At 43.8% G+C, this 24,184-nt stretch carries 17 protein-coding genes, 1 tRNA gene and 1 other RNA gene; 13 read left to right on the top strand and 6 right to left on the bottom strand.

Going from position 1 to position 24,184, the window contains the following annotated elements; translation table 11 throughout:
- Positions 1-21 precede the first annotated feature (21 nt).
- From HC246_RS06160 to HC246_RS06185, 6 genes are all read left to right on the top strand, one after another.
- A complete protein-coding gene (locus HC246_RS06160) occupies positions 22-4,386 on the top strand; it encodes a PAS domain-containing protein (protein WP_169362615.1) in 4,365 nt (1,454 codons plus the stop codon).
- Positions 4,387-4,458: 72 nt separating this feature from the next.
- Positions 4,459-6,177 (top strand): ABC transporter ATP-binding protein, encoded by a 1,719-nt coding sequence (locus HC246_RS06165; protein WP_169364502.1) that lies wholly within the window; start codon positions 4,459-4,461, stop codon positions 6,175-6,177.
- 217 nt (positions 6,178-6,394) lie between these two features.
- Complete coding sequence (locus tag HC246_RS06170) at positions 6,395-7,243, top strand: energy-coupling factor transporter transmembrane component T family protein (protein WP_169362616.1); 849 nt, start codon at positions 6,395-6,397, stop codon at positions 7,241-7,243.
- Positions 7,244-7,484: 241 nt separating this feature from the next.
- Positions 7,485-7,766 (top strand): ATP-dependent Clp protease adapter ClpS, encoded by a 282-nt coding sequence (gene clpS, locus HC246_RS06175; RefSeq protein ID WP_169362617.1) that lies wholly within the window; start codon positions 7,485-7,487, stop codon positions 7,764-7,766.
- 144 nt (positions 7,767-7,910) lie between these two features.
- The gene (locus HC246_RS06180) at positions 7,911-8,834 is read left to right on the top strand and encodes a CPBP family intramembrane glutamic endopeptidase (RefSeq protein ID WP_225902921.1); all 924 of its coding nucleotides are present in this window, start codon (positions 7,911-7,913) and stop codon (positions 8,832-8,834) included.
- Between the two features lie 141 nt (positions 8,835-8,975).
- Positions 8,976-9,057, top strand: a tRNA-Tyr gene (locus HC246_RS06185).
- Between the two features lie 228 nt (positions 9,058-9,285).
- On the opposite strand, the gene HC246_RS06190 is transcribed toward HC246_RS06185, so the two are convergent.
- The 3 genes from HC246_RS06190 to HC246_RS06200 all read right to left on the bottom strand — a co-directional run bounded on the left by HC246_RS06190 (position 9,286) and on the right by HC246_RS06200 (position 14,861).
- The gene (locus tag HC246_RS06190; RefSeq protein WP_169364407.1) at positions 9,286-10,578 is read right to left on the bottom strand and encodes an NF041680 family putative transposase; all 1,293 of its coding nucleotides are present in this window, start codon (positions 10,576-10,578) and stop codon (positions 9,286-9,288) included.
- A 191-nt stretch (positions 10,579-10,769) separates the two neighbouring features.
- Positions 10,770-13,196, bottom strand: coding sequence for a SpoIIE family protein phosphatase (locus tag HC246_RS06195; protein WP_169362618.1), 2,427 nt, complete (start codon positions 13,194-13,196; stop codon positions 10,770-10,772).
- A gap of 72 nt (positions 13,197-13,268) precedes the next feature.
- On the bottom strand, positions 13,269-14,861 hold the full coding sequence (locus HC246_RS06200) for an NAD(P)H-quinone oxidoreductase subunit 4 (protein ID WP_169362619.1): 1,593 nt from the start codon (positions 14,859-14,861) through the stop codon (positions 13,269-13,271).
- 327 nt (positions 14,862-15,188) lie between these two features.
- Here HC246_RS06200 and psbU point away from each other — a divergent pair, with 327 nt between their 5' ends.
- From psbU to HC246_RS06225, 5 genes are all read left to right on the top strand, one after another.
- The gene (gene psbU / locus HC246_RS06205) at positions 15,189-15,572 is read left to right on the top strand and encodes a photosystem II complex extrinsic protein PsbU (RefSeq protein ID WP_169362620.1); all 384 of its coding nucleotides are present in this window, start codon (positions 15,189-15,191) and stop codon (positions 15,570-15,572) included.
- 172 nt (positions 15,573-15,744) lie between these two features.
- Complete coding sequence (gene nadB / locus HC246_RS06210; RefSeq protein WP_169362621.1) at positions 15,745-17,394, top strand: L-aspartate oxidase; 1,650 nt, start codon at positions 15,745-15,747, stop codon at positions 17,392-17,394.
- Between the two features lie 21 nt (positions 17,395-17,415).
- A complete protein-coding gene (locus HC246_RS06215; protein WP_169362622.1) occupies positions 17,416-17,670 on the top strand; it encodes a TIR domain-containing protein in 255 nt (84 codons plus the stop codon).
- Between the two features lie 8 nt (positions 17,671-17,678).
- Complete coding sequence (locus tag HC246_RS06220; protein WP_169362623.1) at positions 17,679-17,888, top strand: hypothetical protein; 210 nt, start codon at positions 17,679-17,681, stop codon at positions 17,886-17,888.
- Positions 17,889-18,251: 363 nt separating this feature from the next.
- The gene (locus HC246_RS06225) at positions 18,252-18,605 is read left to right on the top strand and encodes a hypothetical protein (RefSeq protein ID WP_169362624.1); all 354 of its coding nucleotides are present in this window, start codon (positions 18,252-18,254) and stop codon (positions 18,603-18,605) included.
- A gap of 60 nt (positions 18,606-18,665) precedes the next feature.
- Here the strand turns inward: HC246_RS06225 and bchL are convergent, their stop codons facing one another.
- The 3 genes from bchL to HC246_RS06240 form a co-directional block, all read right to left on the bottom strand.
- Positions 18,666-19,568, bottom strand: coding sequence for a ferredoxin:protochlorophyllide reductase (ATP-dependent) iron-sulfur ATP-binding protein (gene bchL, locus HC246_RS06230; protein WP_169362625.1), 903 nt, complete (start codon positions 19,566-19,568; stop codon positions 18,666-18,668).
- 61 nt (positions 19,569-19,629) lie between these two features.
- The gene (gene bchB / locus HC246_RS06235; protein WP_169362626.1) at positions 19,630-21,312 is read right to left on the bottom strand and encodes a ferredoxin:protochlorophyllide reductase (ATP-dependent) subunit B; all 1,683 of its coding nucleotides are present in this window, start codon (positions 21,310-21,312) and stop codon (positions 19,630-19,632) included.
- 54 nt (positions 21,313-21,366) lie between these two features.
- Positions 21,367-22,659: a ferredoxin:protochlorophyllide reductase (ATP-dependent) subunit N gene (locus HC246_RS06240; protein ID WP_169362627.1), complete on the bottom strand. Its 1,293-nt coding sequence runs from the start codon at positions 22,657-22,659 to the stop codon at positions 21,367-21,369.
- Between the two features lie 374 nt (positions 22,660-23,033).
- Here HC246_RS06240 and HC246_RS06245 point away from each other — a divergent pair, with 374 nt between their 5' ends.
- Both HC246_RS06245 and ssrS read left to right on the top strand, forming a co-directional pair.
- Positions 23,034-23,777 (top strand): DUF554 domain-containing protein, encoded by a 744-nt coding sequence (locus HC246_RS06245; protein WP_169362628.1) that lies wholly within the window; start codon positions 23,034-23,036, stop codon positions 23,775-23,777.
- A 196-nt stretch (positions 23,778-23,973) separates the two neighbouring features.
- A non-coding RNA gene (gene ssrS / locus HC246_RS06250) (6S RNA) lies at positions 23,974-24,161 on the top strand.
- The last annotated feature ends 23 nt before the right edge of the window (positions 24,162-24,184 follow it).

The raw sequence follows: 24,184 nt of genomic DNA on the forward strand, positions 1-24,184 counted from the left end.
TAAATTTTTAGCAATATTTTTATGGCTGACCACCTCAATGCTTTAATCATTGACGACTCAGAAGACGATACTCTTTTGTTGTTAAGAGAGCTACGTCATGGTGGGTTTCAGGTGAGTTGGGAGCGAGTAGACACCGAAGCAACCCTATGTGCAGCTTTAGATCGCCAGAGATGGGATGTGATTATTTCTGATTATTGTTTGCCAAAACTGGATGCCCCAACAGCAATCAATATCATCCAACAAAGGCAGAGCGATGTTCCTTTTATCGTTGTTTCAGGCATGATTGGGGAAACTTTGGCGGTAAGCTTGATGCGGCAGGGGGCAAGTGACTATTTATCAAAGGGCAATTTAGCAAGGCTCTCAGAAGTAGTACGGCGCGAGTTAAGGGAAGCAAATATCCGTTTAGAACGACGGAAAGCTGAGCGAGACCTAGAACAAACCAAAGAACGCCTACAACTTGCGATCGAAAATTCAGGTATTGGGTTATGGGACTGGTGGGTAGAAACTGGAGCAGTGTCCTTAGATCGTCGATGGGTGGAGATGTTAGGCTACACGCTTGATGAATTGCAACCCATCAGCATAGAAACTTGGCGGAACAATGTGCATCCTGAAGATTTGCCCCTAGCTGAAATAGTGCTGGATCGACATTTTCGCCATGAAATAGAAGTGTACGAAGTTGAATTCCGAATGCGTCACAAAATTGGTGGATGGGTCTGGGTATTGGCTAGGGGAAAAGTCGTGGAATGGGGCGAAACTAGACAGCCAATCCGTATGATTGGGACACACTCAGATATCACAGGACGCAAACAGAATATCGAGATGCTCCTACAACTCAATGAAACGCTTGAAGAGCGAGTAAGGAACCGCACCGCCGAGTTGAAACAAAGTGAAATGCGATTGCGGGAGGCGCAACAAATCGCCCATCTTGGGAGTTGGGGACTAGATGTGCAAACCCGAGAAATTACTTGGTCAGCAGAAATCTTTCGGATTTTTGGTCTAGAGTCGGATCTGCCAGAGCCAAGCTATGAGGAGTTTCTCAATCACTTTGTTGGTCACGATCGCGATCGCTTGATCCAATTTATCGATCGCGCTATTAACGAAGGTGAAGCCGATGAAATAGATCTCCAGATTCGGCGCGATGATGGTTCTTTAGCCTATATTTTTATCAAAATCGAAGTCATTAAAAATGACGCAAATCAAATTTGCCGTTTATTTGGCATTGCGATGGACATTAGCGATCGCAAGCAAGCCGAAATTCAACAGCAGCAATTATTTCAAGAATTATCCGCTTTTAAACTTGCCCTCGATCAAACAGCGATCGTGGCTACTACCGATGCTCAAGGCGCAATCACCTATGCCAATGAATATTTTTGTAAGATTTCAGGCTATTCCCATGATGAGTTGATGGGGCAAAACCATCGCCTTCTTAAATCTGGCTATCATCCCTATAGCTTTTTTCAAAATATGTGGCGCACGATCGCCAGAGGGGAGGTTTGGCGTGGTGAAGTATGCAATCGACATAAGAATGGCAGTCTCTATTGGGTCGATACCACTGTTGTGCCCTTTATCAATGCTCAAGGACGACCATTTAAGTATTTAGCAATTCGTTATGATATAACCGCTAAAAAGCTCACGCAAGCGCGATTGCAGCAAGAAAATAACTTCCGTCAGCAAATTGTGGAAAGCATGGCGGAAGGGCTATGTGTTTGCCATGAAATTGAGGAATATCCCTTTCTCCATTTCACAGTTTGGAATCGACAAATGCAGACAATCACGGGCTACACCTTAGACGAAATTAATCGTTTAGGTTGGGAGCAAAGCCTGAAGCCAGTCTCGCCGCAAGCATTGTGTGATAACGAGGATATTGTCACCACAGAGCATCAGCTATGCAACGAGGAATGGGAAATCTATCACAAAGATGGACGTAAATTGATAATTTCGATGTCTAGAACGACCCTCTTAGACGAGGATGGTAAGTCCTATTTGCTGGCACTCATCCAAGACATTAGCGATCGCAAACAGACAGAACTGCGGTTAAAGCAACAGGTAACACAGGAACATCTGCTGAGTGCGATTACGCAAAGTATGCGGTCATCGTTGGATCTCACAGAAATTCTCAATGCTACAGTTAAGGAAGTACATCAGGTTTTAGAATGCGATCGGGTGCTAGTTTATCGCGTGTTTGCAGGGGGAACGGGATCTGCCATTGCTGAGTCGGTTTCGCCTAATTGGCTCAAAGTTTTAGATATTGTTTTCCCAGAGGAGGTATTTCCAGAACAAAACTATGAGCGTTATGTGCAAGGAAGAATCTATACCCTGAGCGATAGCGAAGATCCTGACCAATTTGTTTTACCCTGTTTTGTAGAGTTCCTTAAGGAGATTCAAGCCAGAGCGAAACTGGTAGTCCCAATTGTCCAGAATCAAAAGTTATGGGGATTGTTAATTGCCCATCAATGCGATCGCCCTCGTCAGTGGCAAATTTGGGAAATTGATCTACTTAAGCAGGTATCAAGCCAATTAGCGATCGCTATTCAACAATCCGATCTCTATAGTCAGCTCCAAGTCGAACTGAAAGAGCGTCAACAAATTAATAAAGTTGTTCAGCAACAGGCGGAAAGAGAATCTCTGTTAAGAGAAATTACCCAACGCATTCGCCAGTCCTTAAATCTGCAAACCACCTTTGAGACGGCTGTGCAGGAGATACAACAGTTTCTGAATGCAGATCGAGTTGGTATTTTTAAATTCTATCCTGACTCCAATTTTGATGATGGTGAGTTTGTCGCGGAATTCGTTTTACCTGGATTTAACTCCGCAATCGCTGCGAAAATTCACGATCATTGCTTTGGTCAAAAATACTCGGCTTCCTATGCTCAAGGTAGAATTCAAGCAGTTCATGATATTTACAATGCAGGACTTCAGGATTGCCATGTTCAGGTTTTAGCTCAGTTTCAAATACGCGCTAACTTAGTAGTGCCACTGCTCAATGCCAAAGGACTATGGGGATTGCTTTGTATCCATCAATGCTCCAGTCCCCGCGTATGGCAAGATGTGGAGATTGATCTTGTCAAGCAAATCGCCAATCAGTTAGCGATCGCTATTCAGCAGGTCAGCCTGTTTGAGCAATTACAACAGGAACTCACCGTCCGCCAGCAAGCAGAAACCAAGTTAACGGAGATCAATCAAAAGCTGGCTATTTCTAATGAAGACTTGGTGAGGGCAACCAGACTCAAGGATGACTTCCTTGCCAATATGAGTCATGAACTGCGGACTCCTCTCAACGCCATTTTAGGGATGACGGAGGGAATGCGCGACGGTGTCTTTGGCGCAGTGAGCGATCGGCAAATGAAGGCTTTGCAAACTGTGGAATCGAGCGGTATTCATCTATTAGCACTGATTAATGACATTCTTGATGTCGCCAAAATTGAGTCAGGGAAAGTGACTCTAGAGCTAAATAACATATCGATTGAGAATCTATGCCAATCGAGCATGACATTTATCAACCAACAAGCTTCCGCTAAAAATATCAAACTAATTGCCAGAATCCCCCCCCACCTGCCCGAACTGATGTTGGATGAGCGGCGGATCAGACAGGTTTTAATCAATCTGCTCAATAATGCGGTCAAATTCACTCCTGAAGGTGGAACCATCACCCTATCCGTGTCCCATTCTCCAGAATCTGTTGCTCTTGAGTCGGCGAATTATCTCAGAATTACGGTAATGGATACAGGCATAGGGATTTCTGCCGAGAATATGCAAAAACTATTTCAACCCTTTATCCAAATCGATAGCGCCTTGAATCGCCAATATGTAGGTACAGGTTTAGGGCTAGCGCTAGTTAAAAGGATTGTAGAATTGCATGGAGGTAAGGTAAGCCTCACTAGTGAGTTAGGGGTTGGAAGCTGCTTTATGATCGATCTTCCATACCAAGCCTCAGCGACATATGCCTTAGCCAATCTTCCTCCATCATCAAATCCCGAATTTAGCCTTTCTACATACAATTCTAGTAAAGCTGCTCCACCATTGATTTTGATAGCTGATGATAATGAGGCAAATATCAGTACACTCTCGGCTTATCTTGAGGCAAAGGGATATCGGCTACTTTTAGCAAAAAATGGACAAGAGGCGATCGCGATCGCGAAGGAGCATCGTCCCGACTTAATTTTGATGGATATTCAAATGCCCGTGATCGATGGACTAGAGGCAACTAGACAAATTCGGCTTGATCCCAACTTAGTCAATGTTCCGATTATTGCAATTACAGCTTTAGCAATGACAGGCGATCGCGAACAATGTCTAGCGGCTGGAGCCAATGAATACATCACCAAACCAGTTAAACTAAAACAGCTAGCTAGTGATATCCAACAGCTTTTGCCTAAGCGAACTTAATTGTTGCGGTGTAGCTTCGCCATGCCACAAAAATTAAATTTGCAGAACCCTAATGCTGATATGCACAACTCTATGGAAGCGATCGCTGTTTTAGACAAAGTTTCTTATATCTATCCCAACGCCAAGGAAACCGTATTAAAAGACATTTCCTTAACGATTAACAAAGGTGAGTTTCTTGGCATCATTGGCGCAACAGGAGCAGGGAAAACCACATTATGTTTAGCCTTAACAGGCATCGTTCCTCAGTTTTATGGCGGACGATTTTTTGGCAAAATTGCGATCGCGGGTTTAGATAGCCTTGAGCATCCCGTAAGTGAATTAGCGCGACATGTTGGCATTGTCTTTGAAGATCCTGAGGTGCAAATTACCGCCACATCCGTCGAAAATGAAATCGCCTTTGCCCTAGAAAATCTCTGTATTCCTCGTGAAGAAATTCTCCGTCGCATTCCCATCGTTTTAAAATCAGTGCGCCTTGAGGGATTTGAGAAAAAGAATCCGCAGGAGCTATCAGGCGGACAAAAACAAAGATTAGCGATCGCTGCTGCCCTCGCTCTCCAGCCTGATTTACTAATTCTCGATGAGCCAACCTCACAACTCGATCCCATCGGTTCTCAAGAGGTGTTTGCAACGGTCAAGGAGTTAAAAGAGAATCTGGGCGTATCGATTGTGATGGTATCCCATGCAGCGGAAGAGATGGCAGAGTTTTGCGATCGCATTGCCTTGCTTGCGGATGGCAAATTGCAAGCACTTGGCACACCTGCGGAAATTTATAGTCAAGTGGAGCTATTACAGCAAAATAAACTCCGTCCTCCCGAAGTTGCCCAAGCATTTCATAAAATTCAGCAAACAGGGATTCATCTTGATCGGATTCCCGTTACTTTAGAATCGGGGATTAAAGATTTAGAGATATTGCGATCGCGATCGCAACTAGTTTCGCCACCAGTTTTTGCAAGTTCATCAGCGAACTTAGATAAACCACCCATCCTCTCCGTGAAAAATCTCCAACATATTTATGCTGATGGCACGGAAGCACTAAAAAATATTTCCATCGATATCCACGCAGGTGAATATGTACTGATTGTTGGACAGAATGGTGCAGGGAAAAGCACCCTAGTCAAGCATTTTCTGAATTTGCTACAACCCACTAAGGGGCAAGTCCTCGTAGGCGATCGCGATACCAGCCAACTATCGGTGAGTGAGCTAGCTCAATCCATTGGCTATCTCGCCCAAAATCCTGACAACCAAATCTTTAATACCAGTGTTGAGAAGGAAGTTTCCTTTGCTTTACCCTTTCTTGGCTATAGCCCTAAAGCGATCGAGCAAGCAACTACCAACAGTCTCAAAGCGATGCAGCTATGGGAACATCGCAACGCCCATCCCCTATCTCTGCCCAAAGGAGAACGCGGTAGGATTGTCATAGCGGCTCTCCTAGCGATGAATCCTGAGATTATCATTCTCGATGAACCCACCACAGGACAAGACTATCAAGGCGCATCTTCCATTTTAGAGGTCAGTCGCCAACTCCACCAAATGGGCAAGACTGTAATTGTGATTACCCATCATTTATATCTGATGCCTGACTACGCCGATCGCGCGATCGTCATGGGCAAAGGCACTGTTTTACTCGATGCCCCATTGCGTCAAGCCTACCATCAAGTTGATCTCCTAGAATCCACTTACCTAACCCCACCCCAATCAGTTGTGTTATCGCAATATCTTAGTAAAATTAGCGATCGGCAATATCCACTCATCACCCCCACCGAATTCGCTAATAGCTTCATGCCAAATTAGACCTTATAGGAGTAACCAGTTATGTTAGGACAAAAACAAAACTCAGAAGATATAGAAGTTCTAAATAAATTAAAAGAGGCTTCGACTCCGCTCAGCCATCTATATACGTTGGCTGAGCGGAGTCGAAGCCCTATTTTTTATTTGAATTATCTATTATAGTTGCGGCGCGAAGCGCCGCAACTATCTTCTGAGTAAGCAACGCTTCTAGGAATCTATTATGAAATTGCAAACTGTTAAATATGATTCTCTATTCACACGCTTAGATTTTCGCTCTAAGTTAGTGACGATACTTGCAATTACGATCATTGCCTTCGTTTGGGAAAGTCCCATTGCGGGAGGTATTCTGATGCTGAGTGTGATTGCTGCTTGTGTGCTTGCGGGAGTCAGACTCAACTATTTAGGAACCATTTTAAAGGTGATGATTCCCTTTTATATTTTCCTGATTATAAGCATGGGCTTCTTTAATGTGGAACAGGTAAAACTCCTTGCCCATAAATCAGAATTAACCCCTTTATTTAGCCTGCCGCAATCCTTGTGGCTTATTGGTAGTGCGAAAATGAGTTTAGAAGGAACACTCTATGGTTTGAATATTGTTTTTAAAACCCTGACGATGATTTTGGTGATTCCCCTAGCAATTTTTACGACCGATGTGAATCAAATGACGGTAGGGATGGTACGTGCCAAGATTCCCTATAAAGTTGTGTTTATTTTTTCGTCAACCTTGCGATTTGTGCCATTGCTCTTAGAAGAAGTGCAATCAATTATTGAGTCACAGCGATTGCGAGGTCTCAATTTTGAGAAGATGGGATTATTTCAAAAGGCGCAGGTTTACGCGAAAGTCGCTGTACCTTTAATTTTAAATTCTCTCTCTAAATCCCAAAAGCTAGAAATCGTCCTCCAGTCCAAAGCTTTTTCGGGGAGTTCCCAGCGTACCTATTTACATGAGTCCGCATTAACCACCCCTGATTATGTGTTGATGATTGGTTCCGTTGTGCTATTCATCGTGGCGATCGCTTTATATTTTGGCTTAGGGATTGGCAAATTTGACTGGTTGCTCTATTCCTAAAGAAAATTGATCTCTCGATCTGTACTTCACATTTTTGGGATTCGTATTTATAATATGTAGTCATGTATTAAGTATTATTAAAATCTCAATGTTCAGGTCTACTATGCAGACATGAGATCGGCTGGTGTGTTATCTACAGCGCATATATGCAAACACTCTCATCCCTCTTAATGCACCAAACTTTAATTGCGTAATTATTTAAACCCATAAATTCATCCTTGCTGGAGGCAAACCCTAGATTATGTCTACCGAAACTATTACTCGTCCTACAACCATACGCAAAATTGCCCCTAGATATCGAGTTTTACTGCATAACGATGATTACAATTCCATGGAATATGTTGTCCAAACCTTAATGCAGGTTGTCAATGGTTTAACGCAACCACAGGCTGTCGATATTATGATGGCGGCGCATTCTAACGGTTGTGCATTAGTAATTACCTGTGTGCAAGAACATGCAGAGTTTTATTGTGAAGGGTTACAAAGTAAAGGATTAACTAGCACAATCGAGCCAGAAGAGTAAGGAAAATGCTGATTAGGGACTTGCTATTAATTGAAGTACCTATGGCTTCGACTCCGCTCAGCCAACGTTAGCTGAGCGAAGTCGAAGCTAGATAAATTTGGTGGGGCATCTTTATATCCGCAAGAGCCTTATCAGAGCTTTTTATTGATTGTCCAAAAGGTAGGATTGTTCTTAGTAATAGTCCTACCTTATTTTGTTGTGAACTTCGATCGCTTAATTTCTCGCTTAAATTCCTATCAAGCCCCTGTGCGGATCATCTTATTTTTGTTGACCTTACTGGCTATCTGGCTACCGATCGCTGCACCGATGTATCTGCTTTGGGGAGAGTCTGTAGGGATAGCACTGACCATTTTGTTGTATTGCGAGTTTTTAGGATTGATTTGGTGGTGGGGTCACAAGATCTCTAAATATAGCCATCCCTTCCGCTATTACGGATTGTCTTTTACGGTCAAAAACGGACGCGATTTTTTATTTGGTCTGAGCTTGGGCAGCGTCACTTTATGTGTTTTTATGGCGTTGCAAGTGGGGTTTGGTTGGCTAACTTTGCAAACAGTCAACTGGCTACCTTTATCAGCAAGATTGTTACCAACCCTTGGGATGTATTTTGTGGACTGGCAGGGCGCGATTGCACCCGGACTATTAACAGCGATCGGGGTGGGATTTGCGGAGGAGATGCTATTTCGTGGTTGGATCTTGTCAGAACTAGAGCGCGACTATTCTCAAAAGACTGCGCTTATTGCGGCAAGCCTTTTTTTTGCCATTCTGCATTTCATCAAACCTCTAGATGTTGTACTGGCTACATGGAGTCAATTTGTAGGTTTAGTAATTCTCAGTATTGCGCTGGTGTTGGCGAGGTGGCGATGTGAAGGACGTTTAGGTGTAGCGATCGGTTTACATGGCGGTCTGGTTTGGTGTTATTACATCGTCAATACTACGCATTTGCTCAAGCCCACGGGGATTGTACCCGAGTGGGTGACGGGGATAAATGGTAATCCCCTAGCGGGTTTAATGGGGATCATTTTCTTAAGTGCGATCGCGCTCGGGTTTCGAGGATTGCCGAAAAGATGAGTGGCGGCGCGAAGCACCGCCACTCATCTTTTCGGTTTTGTTTATAGAGGTGGTAAGTATTTTAATTTTTTTTGAAATTACTCTTGTCAGTAGTGCAATAAGTGTATATGATTAGATTCGCTTGGAAAACATCTAAGCAAAGGGTCGATGCCCGAGTGGTTAATGGGGGCGGACTGTAAATCCGCTGGCTACGCCTACGCTGGTTCAAATCCAGCTCGGCCCATCAAAAAAGAAAAAAATCAAAGCCTTGCTTAGCGAGGCTTTTTTTGTACCCAAAATTTGGGAGATTAACGCATTTAAAACTGACTTTGATAGAGAGTTTGCTGAGCAAACTCTCTATCTGGAATTTAGACTAAGTTGATTAAGAGAATCAGAAAAAGAGCAGGAAAAAGTGACCCAGAAAACGGAGAACTGAGAAAAAGCAAGAGAGAGAAAAAGAGAATATTGAAAGTTAGGAATTAAGGTAGTCTTGATTGACCTTTTTCGAGCGAGAAGCTCGTTTTTTGACGACAGGAAAGCGAGAAAAAGGAGAACGCTTGCGTCCAGATTTCCAACCGAGAGACTTACCACGAGGTTGGGGAGAACAAGCAGGAGAGCCAATCCTGACCAAAAGTGCGGCAAAGCCCTGAGCGACTCGACCAAAATTAAGATTGGTTTGAGGTTTCTGCCAAGGCAAAGGAGTATCAATAACCAGTTGACGAGCCAACCACAATTGCCAAGAGAGTAAAGGCATAAGGTCACTCCAACGCAAAGCTTGCTGAGGAGTCAACAAATGGGGAAGAGTCCAATGTAATCTTTGTTTGGCAAAACGATACCAATGGTCGATGGCAAAACGACGTAAGTACAAGCGCCAAAGGGAGTCTAAAGTCGGCATCTGTTCACCCACCCAAGCTAACCACAAACCAGAGCAATGAGAATGTGTAACTCGAATAACTTGAATATGTCGTTGGGCTGCTTGCCGAAAGTGTAAGTTAGACCATTGCTGGATTTGCACCTGTCCAACCGTCTCATCTTCTAAGCTAAAAGTTGCCGATGGCTCTCCCCAACTATCAGCATTGGCAAGTTGGAATTTATCCCCATGCTTACGAGGACGACCATAACCACTGTAGGGCGCAGGGGCTTTGTATAAGCATCGGTTAGGACGTAGACGTATTAGTAAATCGGCAGGGATATCCTCAGTCAAATTCATAAAGACGGCACTGCCATATTCACTGTCGTAAGTAGCGATTGGTCTTACCGTTAAATCTCGACATACTTGACTCAGTTGGAATGCGGCTCTTTGCCCTGCTGTCTCAAAACTACTGATCCGCTCGTGACATAACGGGATTGCCCAACTCCCTGTCATCTCTGGTATCCATGCCAAGGTGCTGTAGTCATGCCCTAACACGATCGGTTTGTTCCCTTCTACCAAATTCGGTTGATGCACAAAACTCCTGTCTTTTAGCGTTTTGGCATGGGGTCTTCCCCATCCTGTATGGTCTCCTGCTAGCAAAGGGCGGATGTCTTTGGGTATTTGTTCCACACATAACCGTCTTATCCTGCCTCGGTTGGGGCGACTGTCTTTTAATGATTCATACAGACTTGACCATTTTCTTCGATACACTGCGGATAACGATAATTCTACAAATGATTTCACTCTCGGACTGGTCAATACTGCATCCATCAAGTCAAATATTGCATCCCGTCCGTTCCCTAAAAATCTATATACCTGTTGACGAAAGTCTTGTAGTTTATCAATAATCATGGCTGTAGATGTCTCTTTACTTTTCATCTACTTTAGGCAGTTTGTATCTCTTTTACTCTGCCTTTTTTACCTTTTTTAGTCTAAACTCCAGTTAGCAAAAGTAGTTAGGTATAAGTAAACCCCAAACCCAAATTGCTGTTTCGCATAGCGTGCGAAACAGCAATTTGGGTTTGGTTTATAACTATGCTGGGCTATTTACAAATTGACTGACTAGCCGTCAGTATATTCTTGCCACTGCGGTAGGCGTAATCTAAATGATCAGATAGCTCTTGGACTAAGAAAAAGCCAAAGCCACCGAGCGATCGCTGATCATCGTCACGCTCTAAATCGGGTGTGGATAGCTCAGTGAGAGGGTTAAAAGGCTTGCCACTGTCGGCAAAAGTCATAGTTAGCTTTTGATCAGTTATTTCAATCCGCAAGTCAATTGAACCATCCCTACGATTGTCATAGCCATACTGAATAATATTGACCACAATTTCTTCAGCAATTAGCTGAGCATTTTCAATTAACTCAACTGGCAGCGCTGCCTCATGCAAAATTTGTCCAAGCTTTTGTTTTAATTCCTCTAGTTCCGTAATTTCACTATTCAGTGTTAAGTTCCATTCCATAACATTAGCTACTTCCGCAAAAGGATTTGATGGGAGGTACTGCATCGCCAAGAGCGTAATATCATCGGATTGGGGAGCATTACCCACAAATTGCTGACAAAAATGCTGAATGGTGCGAACCGCTTTGGTGGGGTTAGTGGGTGGATAGGAAGTAATCATTTCCAATAACCTTGTATCTGAAAATAGCTCCCCTTCAGAGTTCAATGCTTCCGTAATCCCATCAGTATAAAACAGAATTAAATCATTAGGTAGCAGCATAAATTCATGCTGGGTAAATTCTGAATCTTCATAGAGTCCCAAGGGGGGCATGGTTTCCAAATCAAGATACTGTACATGGCGATCGCTTACTAATATCGGTGCATCATGTCCACCGCTCGCATAGGTAAACCGACCAGATTGCAGTTCTAATACACCACAAAACACTGTCACAAATAGGCAGTCTTCATTCTCTTTACATAGTTCGATATTCACAGTCCGTAGGATTTCTGTGGGTGTACTAAAAGCTTTACTGAGGGTGCGGATTAAGGTGATGGTACGCGCCATTTGTAAAGCTGATGGAAAACCTTTGTCAGCAACATCGCCAATAATTAAGCAGAGGCGATCGCTACCGAGCAAAAAGAAATCATAGAGATCGCCACCTACGATCCTTGCAGGCTTGAGGACTGCGGAAATATCATAGGGAGAATTGACACTATTAACAGTACTCGTTCGGGGTAGCATGGTGCGCTGGATTTCAGCTGCGATCGAGAGTTCACTCTCTAACTTCTGTTTGGCAGCAGTAGTCTCTTGCAAATCATGGATATAAAGCTGTAGAGAATCCCGCATTCGGCGAAATGATTGGGTTAATCTCCCCACTTCATCATTGGAAGTAACAGGGGGCAAATTAGTATCAAGATTGCCTTTTGCCATTTCCTCCGTACTTGCATTTAAGGCGCGGAGGGGACGAGTGGTCAATTGGGAGATCAAAGCAATTACCACACACATCAGCACCATATCTTTAGACATGGAGAAAATGACGATCCAAAGATGTTTCTGTCGTAATTTCTCTAACTTTTCCTCAGAAATCACAATGCCAACGATCCAATCCGTAGAATCGATAGTTTTAGCAATAACCTTATTTTGGAAATTATTGATTGAAATTTGCGAGCTTTGGCGAAGAGCGTCATTAATATGATTAACCAATGCCTGTTGCGAAGATTGCAAAGATTTGAATAACTCTGAGTTGTTAGGTTTGACTAGCCATTGTTGATCTGGTGCTGCTAATGGCGCGATCGCAAAAGGTTCGCTAACCTCCAAATCGGATGTTTCATAGGATGCTTGATCGGACTGTACGGAGGGTTGCTGGTTCAGCATTGCCTTGAGCCAATCCAAATCTATGGTGATCGCTAAGATTCTGGTCGTAGCAGGATTGGTCGCTTGGGTTAGCACGATGCAATAGGTAGTGCTGAATTGCGCTGAACCATTATTGAGAGAATGTGGTTTTGTCCAAAAAACCTGCTGCTTAACCTGAGAATTTATTTGATCATTTGTATGGCGATCGCTTTGACATCGAGCTAACCAATTGGTAGCTAGATTTTGATCGAGATTGCGAAATTGCTCTTGCCGACTATATTGCCAACCCTTGTTGGCAGTATCTGTAATACTTTGAGGAATATCAACTAAGGCGATCGCCTGTACCTGTGGTTGCGCGAATAGTTGATCTAGGGCAATTTGGAGTTGTGGCTCTAAATTATTTTGAGAATTAGGATTGAAATTTGCAGTTGGAGCTTGAAGCGATCGTGTGAGATTAAGCGCTTGTTTTTCGATCGCTAATAATTTGCTATCAAGTTCATGGGCAATCTCATTAACCCGTGATTGAGCAAACCCCAGCACCCAATTGTCTAACGTACTTTTCAGCAATTGACGGGCGTGCCAATAGGAAATTCCATAAATAGCGATCGCTGACACCACACAGCTAAAGATCAAGCGATGGGTAATACTTTTAAACTGAAATTTCAACAGCTTAGACATGGCGCAAGTACGCAGATCAACAAATTTACCGTTAGAAACAAAGAAGGTTCGCTAAGCGAACCTTCTTTGTTGTTATTTAGTCAAGCTCGGTGCAGGTTGCGCTTGTATTGCTGCTAAACGTTTGTTGTCACGTTTATTAGCTAATACTGGCACTGCATCACGGAGGACACCAGCTAACTGAGTTGTGGTTGAATCGTACATTTGGGTAACGATTTTGGGATAGAAACCGATACCAATGATGGGAATCAAAAGACAAGCGATGATAAACACTTCGCGAGGTTCCGCATCTACAAGTTCTTGATGAGATGTGAGCTGAGTATTTTCTTTGCCATAGAAAATTTCACGCAACATCGACAGCAGATAGACAGGCGTTAAGATGACACCCACTGCCATGAGCAAGATAGCAATTACTTTAAAAGTGCCGCTATAGGCATCACTAGTGGCAAAGCCCACAAATACCATGACCTCAGCAACAAATCCGCTCATCCCAGGGAGCGCAAGGGATGCAAGGGAGCAAGTGGTAAACATAGCAAAGATTTTCGGCATCTGCTGACCGACTCCGCCCATCTCATCGAGGATCAGGGTATGCGTGCGATCGTAGGTTGCTCCCACAAGGAAGAATAAGCTTGCGCCGATGAGTCCGTGGGAAATCATTTGCAACATTGCCCCACTTGTTCCGAGATCGGTAAATGAAGCTAAACCGATCAGCACAAAGCCCATGTGGGAAATTGATGAATAGGCAATTTTGCGTTTGAGGCTGCGCTGGGCAAAGGAGGTAAGAGCAGCGTAGATAATATTCACGATCCCCAAAATTACGAGGATGGGGGCAAAGTACGCATGGGCTTCAGGCAACATCCCTGCATTCATCCGCATCAGGGCATAACCACCCATTTTCAAAAGAATACCTGCAAGGAGCATGTGGACGGGGGCTGTCGCTTCACCATGCGCGTCAGGTAGCCACGTATGCAGAGGGAAAATTGGCAACTTGACCCCGTAGGAAATCAAGAATGCACCATAGGCAAGTAGCTGGAAGGTGAGGGGATAGTTTTTGTTAGCAAGGGTTTGCATATCAAAGGAGATCGTATCGCCATAGAATGCCATGGCAAGCCCTGCAACAAGGATAAACAGAGAGCCGATCGCTGTGTAGAGAATAAACTTGGTAGCGGCGTAGAGACGCTTATAGCCCCCCCAAATCGATAGCAAGAGGTAAACGGGGATTAGCTCTAATTCCCATGTCAGGAAAAACAGCAGCATATCCTGTACGGCAAAGACGGCAATCTGTGCGCCATACATTGATAGAAGTAAGAAATAGAATAATCGTGGCTTCAGTGTGACGGGCCAGGATGCCAAGATTGCTAATGTGGTGATAAATCCAGTCAGCATGACCAAGGGCATCGAGAGTCCATCAACGCCGACTGACCAATTTAGCCCCAGATCGGGAACCCATGCGTATTTCTCGACGAGTTGTAGATTGGGGTTGCTGTAGTCATACTTCGTGCAGAAGGCATAGGCGATCGCCGCGAAGTCAATCAGTCCCACAACTAGCGAAAACCAGCGAATGGTTTTGCCGTCCCCTTTGTCTGGCACAAAGGCAACTAAGAGGGACATAAGTATGGGGAAGGCGATGATAAACGTGAGCCAAGGGAAGTTTTCGAGACTTAACATAATCAAAAGTAACCGTTGTAATTACCCACCCATTTTCTAGACAGTCATTGTACCTACGGTCACTTAGAGAGTTTGCAGTTATTTATAGTTACTTAAACCTAGCCAATTGCAGGAAATCTGATAATTCAGACTGGGATCATTACAGCATCAGGTATTTAGCTGATTTGAGTAGCTTTGAGTCTATTTGAAGATTTGTAAAGAGAAGTTAACAAATAGAGATAATTGTTTACATATCATCGATTTGGAGAACCTGTGGCTAGGGGTTTGCAATTTTCTGCTAATCTCGAAAGTGAATAAATTATTTTTTTTAATAGAGAGATTTTAGGCATGAAAGCACTGATACGCTTTTCTGTTTTATTAGTGGCGATCGCGTCAATTTGGACAACTGGCTTTTTAGGTTCTTTTGGTAGTAACGCTGCATTTGCCGACGAATTACCTCCAACTAATTTTTATACGCAAGACCTTAGCAAAATTGACTTAAATAATGCGAATATCAACACTTTCCGTCAAGTGCGTGGTATGTATCCCACTTTGGGACGCATCATCATTGATAACGCTCCCTACCAATCCTTTGATGAGGTTTTAAACATTGCAGGATTGAGCGATACCCAAAAAGAAATTCTCAAGTCTAACGCTGACAAATTCACCCTCAAGAGACCCGATGAGTCGATGGTTCGTGAGCGCATTAACAATGCTAACTACAGACTGTAGTTCTGTAGGCTGTATTTCTGTTTCAAGACAATAAGAGTCAGGTCTAAGTGCTGATTCAGCATTCAATTAGGAAAAAATTTAAAAGCCTTGCTTAGCAAGGCTTTTAAATTTTTGTAATCTAGGGATTTGCAAAAAGCTATATAGTAGCGATCGCAATGAAGGGCGATCAAGCGTGGAATTTAGAAAATTTGATGCAATTGTAATTGGTGGCGGTGCAGCAGGTTTATATACTGCCCTGTCTTTGTCTGACTCGTTGGGAGAGCATCCTACGACTCAAGAACAGGATTGGAAAATTGCGCTGATTACCAAGGACAACTTGACCATTTCCGCGAGTGACTGGGCTCAGGGTGGAATTGCCGCAGTAATTGATCGCAATGACTCAATTAATCTTCATATCGAAGATACCTTACGCGCAGGTGCAGGATTATGTGAGCGCGAAGCTGTTGAAGTTTTAGTTAGCAAAGCTAAGCCTCAAATCCATAAACTTTTAGAATTTGGGGTTGATTTCGATCGCTTACAGGATAAGTCGCTTGCCCTAACGCTAGAGGCGGCGCATTCACGGCGAAGGGTTCTCCATGCTGCCGATGCCACAGGACGGGAACTGGTGAGCACCTTGGCAAGAAGAGTGGTTGATCGTCCTAATATTCAGGTTTTAGAAGGGGTTTTAGTTCTGGATTTATTGTTAGAGAAGTCTCCAGAAGGCGATCGCTGTGTCGGTGTATCCTGCGTTGAGTTGAAACAAGATCCTGACAAATTAATCGGTTTATTAGCTCCTGTAACCGTTCTGGCAACAGGTGGTGGCGCACAGGTCTTTTCACAAAATACTAATCCTCCTGCCAGTACTGGTGATGGTGTTGCGATCGCATGGCGAGCAGGCGCGAAGGTACGGGATCTCGAATTTGTGCAATTTCATCCCACGGCTCTAGCCATTGAAGGCGCACCGAGATTTTTAATTAGTGAGGCAGTGCGCGGCGAGGGAGCACATTTAATAGACCACAATGGCGATCGCTTTGCCTTTGAATATCACCCACAGGGAGAACTTGCACCTCGCGATGTTGTCAGCCGAGCCATCTTTCAACATTTACAAAAGACTGGCGAACCGACTGTATTTTTAGACTTGTCACCCATTGATCGCGATCACATTGCCTATCGTTTTCCCAACATCATCAAAATTTGTCAAAAATGGCATATTGATCTTTTCTCGCAACCGATCCCCGTCACACCTGCTGCTCACTACTGCATGGGTGGGATCGTGACTGACACATGGGGAGCAAGTTCCATTACAGGTTTATATGCAGTTGGTGAAAGCTCTAGCACAGGTGTTCATGGCGCAAATCGTCTAGCAAGTAATTCCCTTTTAGAATGTTTTGTCTTTGGGGTACGTCTCGCCGAAAAAGTAGCTCAGGATTTGATTCAACGAAAGAGCGAGCAAATCAGTGATCCTCAGATTGACTTCACCATTGATGCCTTGAAGTTTCCAGACATTAATACTAATGCGGCATCCCAAGAGCGAATCGCTACTATTCGCCAAGAATTACGGGAGTTAACATGGCGATCGGCAGGGATTTGTCGTAATGCTGAGGCGATGGAAACTGCGATCGACCAAATCCAAAACCTACAACAAGAAATTTCCACCTTGCGGAGCAAAACGCGCCTCTGGGCAGAAACCCATAACCTAATTGACTTTGCCTACTTACTAGTCAAATCTGCCCTATTTCGTACTGAAAGTCGAGGCGCACATTTCCGCCTCGATTATCCCGATACAGAATCCACTTGGCAATTACATACTGTGATTCACGGTCAAGAAATCTTTACTCAATAGGTTGTATTTTTAATTCTGCCTATGCTCATTTACTTCGCTGCTCCCCTATTTTCACAAGCCGAATGCTCTTTTAATCAGTCATTAACTACAAAGTTAGAGCAAATTGGCTATCAAGTTTTCTTGCCTCAGCGCGATGGTGTTAAGGGAGATCAACCACCCTATAAACAAATGTCAAAAGAGGAACGTAGGCTAACTATGTTTCAGCTTGACACTACAAAAATCAGGCAATCAGTCAGACATATTCCTGTTCGTACTCGATGGTCGTGTTCCAGATGAAGGGGCTTGTGTTGAACTTGGTATTGCCTATACCTAATAAAACAACTCAACATCCGACTAAATTACTGATTGGTTTACATACTGACGTACGAGCTGCATTTATCGGCTCAAAGCTCAATCCGATGATTTTTGTCCCTTTAGAACGTATTGCCACTAATGAGGATGAATTATTGCAATGGTTAAAGCATTACTGGAATTTTCAAACTCTAATCAATTAGAAATTTCATTACAGCCTGTTGAAGCTTAAAGTAAGTTTTGAAAGCGCAGCTTCGCTGCGCTTTCAAAACTTACTCTAGGTTTTAATTCAGCGCAACGCGCTGTAGCGTCAGTTCAAGCTTGTGAAGTTTAAACAAAAAAACAAGTAGCGGTGATCGCGCCGCTACTTGTTTTTTTGTTTTTGATTTGTTTATCTCTTTCATTGCTATAGAAATTCCTAGAAAAATCTAGTAGTTGTCTAAAGTTCTGGGTTTTCGTGCTTTATTTGTCAATTTATTTATTTTTATAGATTTATATTGCTAAAATGTTACATACCGCAATATAAATACAAATTCCCCATAACTTTAGGCAAAAGGAACAAATATATGGCACTTTTCGGATTATTTGGCAAAAAAGATCAAAGCAATGACTCTGAGAAATCAGGAGATTCATACTTCTTAGACGCAGATTCTGCTAAAACCTTTGGTGATATTGACTACATGCGTACACCCAAGGCTGTTAAAAAAACATTCCCAACCGTTAATGGTGTTCAGGGAGCAAAAGTTGTAGAAATCGTTTCTGCTACCGAAAAGACTGAAGGTTCTGAACTAGAAGTTACGAGCAGCAAAACTTCTGAATCGGCTCCCACCCCTAAATTTGAACCAAAACTAAGCAACACTCGCGTGGATTCCAGCATGGATATCTTCCTGAATATGGCAAAAGATATCAAAAAGCGTTAGACAACAATCAAATCTCTGCTAAAACAAAAAGCCCTCGCTCAGCGAGGGCTTTTTTGATGATTAGTCAAAACCAAGGAGGTCGAAAATATCGCGATCCTTGAGGGGTTGAGCATATAAAGGCTCAGCGTTTTCTAACATCCCCTTCGCCAGCTTGAGATATTCTTGCTGGACTTCTAAAACCTCAGGATCGGGTTCCATTTCAAAGACTGTGCATTTTTTCAAACGACTGCGACGGATTGCATCAACAGTACGGAAATGCGCCAGAGTCTTCAAGCCTACCCGCTCGTTAAACTTATCAATCTGATCAGTTCCTTCGCTACGGTTGGCAATGATGCCGCCGAGACGCACACGATAGTTCTTCGCTTTCGATTGAATCGCCGCCACAATCCGATTCATCGCAAAGATCGAGTCGAAGTCATTAGCAGTAACGATCAAACAGTAATGGGCATGTTGTAATGGTGCTGCAAATCCTCCGCAGACTACATCACCTAGTACATCAAAAATGACCACATCGGTATCTTCGAGTAAATGATGCTCTTTGAGAAGTTTCACAGTTTGACCTGTGACATAGCCGCCGCAACCAGTACCTGCTGGGGGACCTCCTGCCTCGATACACATTACGCCATTATAACCTTCAAACATGAAGTCATCAGTTTGTAATTCTTCGGAATGGAAGTTAACGGTTTCAAGAATATCGATAACAGTAGGAACCATTCTCTTGGTGAGAGTAAAGGTGCTGTCATGTTTGGGATCGCAACCAATTTGTAATACGCGCTTACCTAGATGAGAGAAAGCTGCTGACAGATTGGAGGAAGTGGTGGATTTACCGATACCGCCTTTACCATAGACAGCAATAACCAAAGCTCCTTCAATCACCATTGATGGGTCTTGATGCACTTGAAGACTGCCTTCGCCATCTTCGCCTTTATTAACAACGGGGGGACGAACGTTTGCAACTACCAAAATAAACTCCTAATGTAAAAATAATTTTTTATTTATTGAGGCGCATAGCGCCTCAATAAAGTTACTTACCGATCGCTGCTTTTGCTTCGTAGAGAGTTTCGAGAGTGATCGTGCTAATGCCATGATCGCTCGCAAACTTCTCGGTATTGCGCTTGATTTTGCCGCGTACAAAGAAGGGAATCTTCTTCAACTCAGCTTCACCATCCACACTCCAAGTAATGCCATCAACTGTTTGGGCAACTGCTTGAGCAACAGGTGTGAGTACAGCTTGGTTAGAGCTACCTGTCGCAGCGATCGCCTGTTCTGTTACTAATGATTCGCGTCGTGAATCCTGAGATGGAGCAGTATGCAGATGGCTCATATGACCTTCCGCAAACTCAAAGTCTTCACGGAACATCCCAATCAAATGTTCTTCTAGACCCATCATCAAAGGATGTACCCAGCTATCAAAAATCACATTTGCACCTTCCCAACCCATTTGCGGTGAGTAACGGGCAGGTACATCTTGAACATGGATTGGTGCAGAAATTACCGCGCAAGGGATACCCAAGCGTTTGGCAATGTGGCGCTCCATCTGAGTGCCAAGCACTAGTTCTGGAGCGGCTTCAGCAACTTTGGCTTCTACAGCAAGATAGTCATCACTAATCACGGCTTCGAGTCCGTGCTTTTTAGCAACTTCGCGCACTTCGCGCGCAAATTCACGGCTATACGTGCCAATGCCTACGAGTGTAAATCCTAATTCCTCGGTGGCAATTCTGGCGGCGGCGAGGGCATGGGTCGCATCACCAAAGATGAATACCCGCTTACCCGTCAGATAAGTAGAATCCACCGATCGCGAGTACCAAGGCAACCGTGAAGCATTAGGATTATTTGCTGAAGATAGGCGCGAAACATCCCAGTTCCCCAAAGTGTCAGATTGCGATCTCTTTAGCGCTTCACTGACATCAATCTCCACAACCTTACCAATTTCGGCAATAAAGTCACGGGTTGCGCCAACCCCAATCGGTACAGTCTTAATAGTTGGCTGTCCGAAACTGCGCTGGAGCCAATTGCAAGTGGTCAGAGCAATTTCAGGATAGAGACAAATATTAAAATCAGCATCGGGAATCCGTAACAAGTCATCGGGGGTTGCGCCCATCGGTGCGACTACATTTACATCGACACCTATTTCTGCCAATAACTTAATTACTTCCCGAATATCATCACGACACCGAAAACCTAAGGCTGTAGGTCCAATGATATTTGCTTTCGGACGAATATGCGCTTCGCGTTTAGGTTTGTGCGTATTTGGGGGCGGTACAAGGGGTAAAAGTAAAGTGCGAACTAGGTGATAGAGAGTTTCACTCGCACCCCAATTTTCCTTTTTGGAATAGGCTGGCAACTCCAAGCTGACAATGGGGATCGGTAATTTCATTCCCTTCGCTAATGAGCCTGGTTGATCCTGAATCAATTCGGCTGTGCAACTTTCGCCAACTAGCATGACCTGAGGCTTAAAGCGTTCGTAAGCATCGCGCACTGAGGTCTTTACCATCTCGGCAGTATCACCACCAAGATCGCGAGCTTGGAAAGTTGTATAGGTGACAGGAGGACGGCGATCGCGTCGTTCGATCATCGTAAATAACAAATCAGCGTAAGTATCGCCCTGCGGCGCATGAAGTACATAATGTACTCCTTCCATGCCTGTAGCGATTCGCATTGCTCCCACATGGGGAGGACCTTCATAAGTCCAGAGGGTTAGTTCCATAGTTTATCTCAATAAAAAACATACAAAGTATTAGAGCGCAAAGTACTCTAATACTTACACAGTGAGTCTTCTGCGTCTCTCAAGGGGACGGGCAAACAACTCTGCCAAATCGGCGGCTTGGTCGTAACCGTGAATTGGCGAAAATACTAATTCAATTGACCATTTCGTAGCCATACCTTCAGCTTCGAGGGGATTCGCAAGTCCTAGACCGCAGACAGTAATATCAGGTCGTGCCTCACGACAGCGATCTAGCTGCTTTTCCACGTCCTGACCTTCCGAAAGAGCCGTACCGACTGGTAATAGATTAATTTCGGTATCCATTAACAGGCGATCAATATAAGGTGTGCCTACTTCGACTAGTTCCATGCCACATTCTCTTGAGAGGAAACGTGCTAAAGGAATTTCCAATTGCGAATCGGGGAAGAGAAATGCCTTACGACCTGTTAGTGCTTGACGGTAGCGCTCTAGGGCAATTTTGGCACGATTCACTTGAGGGGCGATTGCTTCTTCAAAACGCTCGTGATCAATATTCCAAGCATCTGCTGCTGTTTTCAGCCATGCAGTAGTACCTTCAATACCAAAAGGATAGGGTGATGGTAATAATGTTGCACCACGGGAAATTAGCGATCGCACAGTATCACTAAGAAAAGGCTGGGCTAATAGTAATTTTGTCCCTTTCCCAATGGGGGGTAATTGGGCAGCACGACGAGGGGGAAAGAAATAAACAGGACCAATGCCTAACTTGTCAAATAGTCGTTGAAACTGATCTTCCACCACATCCGCCAGACTACCTACCACCATTAGGCTAGGCTCGTCTTGACTATGGGGCAGTACAGGAACCATCGATCCTAAACAAGCATCTTCGCCTTGAGTAAAGGTCGTTTCAATGCCACTACCTGAATAATTGAGGATTCTGACTTTTGGGAAAAAGCGATGGTTAAGCCGTTCAGCAGCTTTGGCGAGATCGAGCTTAATGACTTCAGAGGGACATGATCCCACTAGAAAGAGAGTACCAATATCGGGGCGACGCTCTAATAACTGATCGACAACGCGATCTAGCTCTTCATTTGCGTCCGCAAGACCAGCTAGATCCCTTTCACCAAGGATCGCTGTACCAAATCTCGGCTCAGCAAAAATCATTACTCCAGCCGCAGATTGAATCAAATGGGCGCAGGTACGTGAGCCTACCACCAGAAAAAACGCATCCTGCATTTTGCGATGTAGCCAGACGATTCCCGTCAAGCCACAAAAAACTTCCCTCTGTCCTCTTTCTTTAAGTACAGAGAGATCGGTATTGCTCTTCTTAATATTGGTGGCAGGAACTTCTGTGCAAGGCTCTAGAGCCATGTTTTGCTCTCCTATTGGGCTAAATCCCTAATTTGTTAAAAAGGCTATGCCCTGAATTGGCTAGAGGGCAAAGCCCTGACTGATATCAAAAATTGGGCGATCGCAACACGATCTAAATAAATGAATTCTCTTTACTATATTTACTAACACTAAGAGACTGGTTAAAAAGTTGCAAAGGTTTACAGGAGTATTAAAAAACTAAAATTGTTATGTGGGGATCGCCAGTAAATATACTCAAACCATAGATTTTAAGCTGTTTAAAGCATTGATTTTTGTCTATAAAAGCTTTGTAGTGTGGCTTCACTACAGTACAAACAATCTAAGTCCTCTCTGATTCATAATATTGAAATTGAAATGCCGAGTAGCAATAGACAATGCTAGATTTTTGGACAAAGACCAGTGGTACTTGGATTAATATCTTTGCGATCGCCTGTGGCACAAGTTTAGGCCTGATCTTGCGTGGGCGCTTTCTTTCCCAAGTGTTACCCATTCTCAAACAAGCGATCGGCTTAATCACCATGTTTGTCAGTATCAACATGGCAAACAGTTTACTCAAGGTCAAAGCAGGGGCTTTAGATGGTGTGATCCTATCGCTGATTGCCTTAATCATTGGGGGGATAATTGGTGAACTCAGTCAGATTGAGAAGCATTTAGAAAATATTGGCGATTGGTTAAAAGCAAAATTTAAGGGAAAGGGGAAATTTACCGAAGGATTTGTTGCGGCGAGTTTATTGTTTTGTATTGGACCAATGGCAATTATTGGTAGTCTCAATAATGGACTGACTGGTGATAACAACCTGCTAGCCTTGAAATCAGCCCTTGATGGGTTTATCTCAATCGTATTTGCAAGCACCTATGGAATCGGTGTGGGTTTCTCCGCCTTACCTGTTGGGTTTTATCAAGGGCTTATGTCAGTCCTTGCAGGAAACTTAGCCCAAAGCCTACCCGATCCTGCCAATGCTCAACCAGTACTGATCATTACTGGAGTCGGTGGATTGATGCTATTGGGACTCGGTTTAAATTTATTAGAGTTAGCCAAAGTCCGAGTTGCTTCTTTTTTACCTGCTTTAGCGATCGCCCCTCTAGTCTATTGGTTAGCCGACAATATTATTAAGTAACGCAAGTTCGGGATAATTTGAAATGGGTTTTGAGAGAGGGTTTGCTATGCAAGCTCTCTCTCAAAGTCCAAAAGTAAAAGCCTTGCTAAGCAAGGCTTTTACTTTTGGACTTTGAAAATTTGCTAGCTTAATCCGAAATGACATTAATAAGTAGAGGAGGCTATCGTCATCTCTACTTAATGTATACTTTTAATAAGCTCCTCTGTGGCGTGCGTGACTACCGATAATGTGTCTTGATCGATAATCGTTTTTAAGGAGTCTTCGCAGTCTTCGCCGCAGTAAACCAGACTTGCATCTGGGCACTTTAAGTTAGGCGCAGCGCTTCGGCTCCACCTGGTTTTACCGGGTCAAACAACTGAGGTAAGACGGCGTTGCGGAGGGGCATTTCCCACCACATTCAAATAAAT

It is taken from the genome of Pseudanabaena yagii GIHE-NHR1 (assembly GCF_012863495.1).
GTDB lineage: Bacteria > Cyanobacteriota > Cyanobacteriia > Pseudanabaenales > Pseudanabaenaceae > Pseudanabaena > Pseudanabaena yagii.

Excerpts from the sequence above, each read along its gene's own strand:
- clpS (WP_169362617.1), top strand. The coding sequence starts at position 7,485 with ATGTCTACCGAAACTATTACTCGTCCTACAACCATACGCAAAATTGCC.
- HC246_RS06195 (WP_169362618.1), bottom strand. The coding sequence starts at position 13,196 with ATGTCTAAGCTGTTGAAATTTCAGTTTAAAAGTATTACCCATCGCTTG.
- bchB (WP_169362626.1), bottom strand. The coding sequence starts at position 21,312 with ATGGAACTAACCCTCTGGACTTATGAAGGTCCTCCCCATGTGGGAGCA.
- HC246_RS06240 (WP_169362627.1), bottom strand. The coding sequence starts at position 22,659 with ATGGCTCTAGAGCCTTGCACAGAAGTTCCTGCCACCAATATTAAGAAG.
- HC246_RS06160 (WP_169362615.1), top strand. The coding sequence starts at position 22 with ATGGCTGACCACCTCAATGCTTTAATCATTGACGACTCAGAAGACGAT.
- HC246_RS06225 (WP_169362624.1), top strand. The coding sequence starts at position 18,252 with ATGGCACTTTTCGGATTATTTGGCAAAAAAGATCAAAGCAATGACTCT.
- HC246_RS06190 (WP_169364407.1), bottom strand. The coding sequence starts at position 10,578 with ATGATTATTGATAAACTACAAGACTTTCGTCAACAGGTATATAGATTT.
- HC246_RS06200 (WP_169362619.1), bottom strand. The coding sequence starts at position 14,861 with ATGTTAAGTCTCGAAAACTTCCCTTGGCTCACGTTTATCATCGCCTTC.
- HC246_RS06165 (WP_169364502.1), top strand. The coding sequence starts at position 4,459 with ATGGAAGCGATCGCTGTTTTAGACAAAGTTTCTTATATCTATCCCAAC.
- HC246_RS06215 (WP_169362622.1), top strand. The coding sequence starts at position 17,416 with ATGCTCATTTACTTCGCTGCTCCCCTATTTTCACAAGCCGAATGCTCT.
- HC246_RS06245 (WP_169362628.1), top strand. The coding sequence starts at position 23,034 with ATGCTAGATTTTTGGACAAAGACCAGTGGTACTTGGATTAATATCTTT.
- HC246_RS06170 (WP_169362616.1), top strand. The coding sequence starts at position 6,395 with ATGAAATTGCAAACTGTTAAATATGATTCTCTATTCACACGCTTAGAT.
- psbU (WP_169362620.1), top strand. The coding sequence starts at position 15,189 with ATGAAAGCACTGATACGCTTTTCTGTTTTATTAGTGGCGATCGCGTCA.